Origin of the sequence: Sinomonas sp. (assembly GCF_051955515.1) — a bacterium.
Lineage (GTDB): Bacteria > Actinomycetota > Actinomycetes > Actinomycetales > Micrococcaceae > Sinomonas.
This window is the reverse complement of the sequence record NZ_JBQCGQ010000189.1, coordinates 1-3531: the sequence shown is the minus strand read 5'-3', so window position 1 is coordinate 3531 and position 3531 is coordinate 1. Positions and strand designations below refer to the sequence as shown.

The following is a 3531-nucleotide window of genomic DNA, read 5'->3' as shown; positions in this document are numbered from 1 at the left end:
AGCTCGGCTGGGGGCTCCACTTTGATCCCACGGTTTAAGCGGGGCTGTATCACGAGGGCGTCGCGGTTGCCGAGCTTGTTGACTTTGTGGTTCGCGCGTGGGGCGGCGCGTGCGATCGACTGCCCCTTCACGCGCCGGACGAACGTCGCCGCCGTCGTCACCACGCGGAGGACGTCGGGGCGGGGAACGCTGGCCCCGACTATCCTCGCTCCGGCTACCGCGCGGTCGACCCCGCGCGCGATCGTCTCGACTTCGGGGAGCTCAGGCACTCGGCTGCACGCGACGTGACCGCACGCGCGCCAGCTCACGCCACCCGATGTCGTGCCGGAACTGCTTTCCCGAGAGCTGCACGCGTTCCGCGTACTGCTGGCTCTTGCGTGCCGCCCCGTCGAGCGTCGGCGCGACGCCCGTGACCGCAAGGACTCGCCCACCCGCGCTGAGGAGCGGTGCGACCTCGTCCGGCTTGAGGTCGAGATCCTCGGGAATGCGCGTCCCCGCGTGGAAGACGTACACGTTGTCGTCGGGCGGCGGCAGCGTGACGCGCTCGCCGAGGCGCGGCTGCGTGGGGTAGCCCGGCGCGGCGACGACCGTGGTGACGGCCGAGCCGATGCGCCACTTCACCTCGCTCGCGCTCGAGACGCGGCCGCCGCGGGCGATCTCGGCGACGGGATCGAGGAGCGAGCTCAGCATGAGCGGGAGGAGCGCTTCGGTCTCCGGATCCCCGAAGCGGCAGTTGAACTCCACGACCCTGACGCCCGACGAGGAGACCATGAGTCCGGCGTACAGCAGCCCGGTGAAGGGGGAGCCGTCGTCCGTGAGCGCGGCCAGCGTGGGCTGGATGACGTCGTTGAGGATCCGGTACTGCAACAGTGAGGTATCAATGGATACCGGAGTGTACGCCCCCATGCCGCCGGTATTCGGGCCATGATCGCCGTCGAGGAGGCGCTTGTGATCCTGAACGCCTCGCAGGAGCATGGCATTGTTGCCGGCACAGAGCGCGAAGACGGACAGCTCTTCCCCGTCCATGAACTGCTCGACGAGGATCTCACGGCCCGCCTGGCCCAGCGCCCCGCCGAGCATCGAGCGGATGGCGCGCTCCGCCTCCGCCATCGTTTCGGCGATGACGACGCCCTTGCCCGCCGCGAGGCCGGAGGCCTTGATGACGACCGGGGCGCCGAACATCCGCGCCGCCCGCATCGCCGAGTGCACGTCGGTGTGATGGCTGGCGGCGGCGGTGGCGACGCCGGCGCGGCGCATGATCTCCTTGGCGTAGCGCTTGGAGGTCTCGATGCGTGCCGCCGCCTGCGTGGGGCCGAAGATCGGGAAGCCCCCGACCGTGAAGCGGTCGACGATCCCGGCTTCGAGCGGGGCTTCGGGCCCCACGACGGTGACGTCCGGCCTCTCCGCCTGCGCGAGCGCGAAGAGTCCGTCGATGTCGTCGGCGCGGACGGGGAAGCACTGGGCGATCGTCGCGATTCCCGGGTTTCCCGGAGCGGCGATCAGCTCGATGTTCGGGTCGTCCTGCCGGAACTTCCAGGCGAGAGCGTGCTCGCGCGCGCCACTGCCGATGATGAGAAGCTTCACGCAATCGCTTGTTCGAGGTCTGCGAGCAGGTCTCCTACATCTTCGACACCACAGGACAAACGGATGAGTCCCGGCGTGATTCCGAGGGCAGTGCGGCGATCCAGCTCCACCGAAGCGTGGGTCATGCTCGCAGGATGGCTGATGAGGCTCTCGACGCCGCCGAGGGATTCGGCGAGCGAGAAGACCCGGACGCGCCCAAGCACCTGGGCGGCGCGCTCCTGGCTCCCCGTCTCGACGGAGATCATCCCGCCAAAGCCGCGCATCTGTCGCGCCGCGAGCTCGTACTGCGGGTGGGAGGGGAGCCCCGGATAGAAGACGTTCGTCTCCCCCATGTGCTCCGCGAGCCATGCGGCGATCGTCCGGCCGTTCTCGTCGTGGCGCTGCATGCGGAGATGGAGCGTCTTGGTTCCGCGGAGCGCGAGCCAGGCGTCCATGGGTCCCGGGACCGCGCCCGAGGCGTTGAGGATGAACTGCAGGCGCGCCGCGAGGTCGTCGTCGTTCACGAGGACGATCCCGCCCACCATGTCGCTGTGGCCGTTCAGGTACTTGGTGGTCGAGTGCCAGACGATGTCCGCTCCCAGCTCGAACGGACGCTGGAAGTACGGCGTCGCGAAGGTATTGTCGACGATGAGAAGCGCTCCGCCGGCGTGCGCGGCCTCGGCGGCGGCCTCGAGGTCGGTGAGGCGCATCAGCGGGTTCGTCGGCGTCTCGACGAGGACGGCCTTCGTGTTCGGGCGCATCGCCTCGGCGATGCGATTCACGTCACGCGTGTCGACGTAGCTGAACGTCATCCCCATGCGGCTCAGGATCTTGTCGAAGAGCCGGAAGGTGCCGCCGTAGACGTTCTCGCCGACGACGAAGTGATCGCCGGCGCTGACGAGCTTCATGATCGAATCGATCGCCCCCATCCCGCTCGAGAAGGCGAAGCCGTAGCGCACCCCTTCGAGCGCCGCGATGTTGCGCTCGAGCGCCTCACGGGTGGGGTTCCGCCCGCGGGCGTACTCGTACCCCTTGTTCTCCCCCAGTGCCTCCTGGACGTAGGTGGACGTCTGGTAGATCGGGGTCATGATGGCCCCTGAGAGCGGATCGGGGCGCTGGCCCGCGTGAATGGCGCGGGTGCCGAACTCGGCGTCCAGGTCGTCGTCGAAGATCTTCGTCATGGCAGAGGGACTGTGCGGTGGCTAGTATTGACGGTGAAATATGAGTGAGTTCACGACGTGACGGCGGCGGCGGAGCCGATGTACTGCGTCGTCGCCGATGATGAGCCGCGCCTGCGCCAGGTGCTCGTGCGGCTGATGACGAGCGACGGATTTACCTGCCTCGAGGCCGGTGACGGCGAGGAGGCGCTCCAGCAACTCGAGAAGGTCCCCGCGCAGCTCCTCCTGACCGACCTGCGGATGCCGCGGCTGGACGGGATCGAGCTCCTCAAGCGGGCCCGGGCGGCCTATCCGGATCTGGCGGTGATCCTCATCACCGCCGTGGCCGACGTGGACGTGGCGCTGAGCTGCCTCGCCAGCGGCGCCATGGACTATCTCACCAAGCCGTTCCACCTGGAAGAGGTCCGCGCGCGCGTCGCGCAGGCGCTCGAGAAGCGCTCGCTGATCGTGGAGAACCGCACCTACCAGCGCGGGCTCGAGCAGCTGGTGACGGTGCAGGCGCAGCGACTGGAGCAGCTCTTCCTGGGTGGCGTGCAGGCACTGGTACAGGCGCTCGAGGTGAAGGATCAGTACACGCGCGGTCACTCGATCCGCGTGAGTCACTACTCGACGTTGCTGGCGAAGGAGCTGGGACTGTCGGAGCGCGAGGTGCGGCACGTGGAGCTCGGTGGCCACGTGCACGACATCGGCAAGATCGGCGTGCGCGAGTCGGTGCTGAACAAGGAAGGGCCGCTCACCGACGAAGAGTATCAGCACATCATGACGCATCCAATGGTCGGATGGCAGATTC

General features: G+C 68.1%; 4 protein-coding genes. 1 reads left to right on the top strand and 3 read right to left on the bottom strand.

Annotation, left to right across the window (positions count from 1 at the left end):
• From ACTHL9_RS10900 to ACTHL9_RS10890, 3 genes are all read right to left on the bottom strand, one after another.
• On the bottom strand, positions 1-269 hold a 269-nt coding region (locus ACTHL9_RS10900), incomplete at its 3' end, for a DNA-formamidopyrimidine glycosylase family protein (RefSeq protein WP_440519036.1).
• A complete protein-coding gene (gene purD, locus ACTHL9_RS10895) occupies positions 262-1584 on the bottom strand; it encodes a phosphoribosylamine--glycine ligase (RefSeq protein WP_440519034.1) in 1323 nt (440 codons plus the stop codon). The genes purD and ACTHL9_RS10900, both read right to left, overlap by 8 nt.
• Complete coding sequence (locus ACTHL9_RS10890) at positions 1581-2744, bottom strand: cystathionine gamma-synthase (RefSeq protein WP_440519032.1); 1164 nt, start codon at positions 2742-2744, stop codon at positions 1581-1583. Before ACTHL9_RS10890 ends, purD begins: the two co-directional genes overlap by 4 nt.
• A 57-nt stretch (positions 2745-2801) precedes the next feature.
• Here ACTHL9_RS10890 and ACTHL9_RS10885 point away from each other — a divergent pair.
• Positions 2802-3531 (top strand): response regulator (locus ACTHL9_RS10885; RefSeq protein WP_440519031.1); only part of this gene is annotated, 730 nt, incomplete at its 3' end.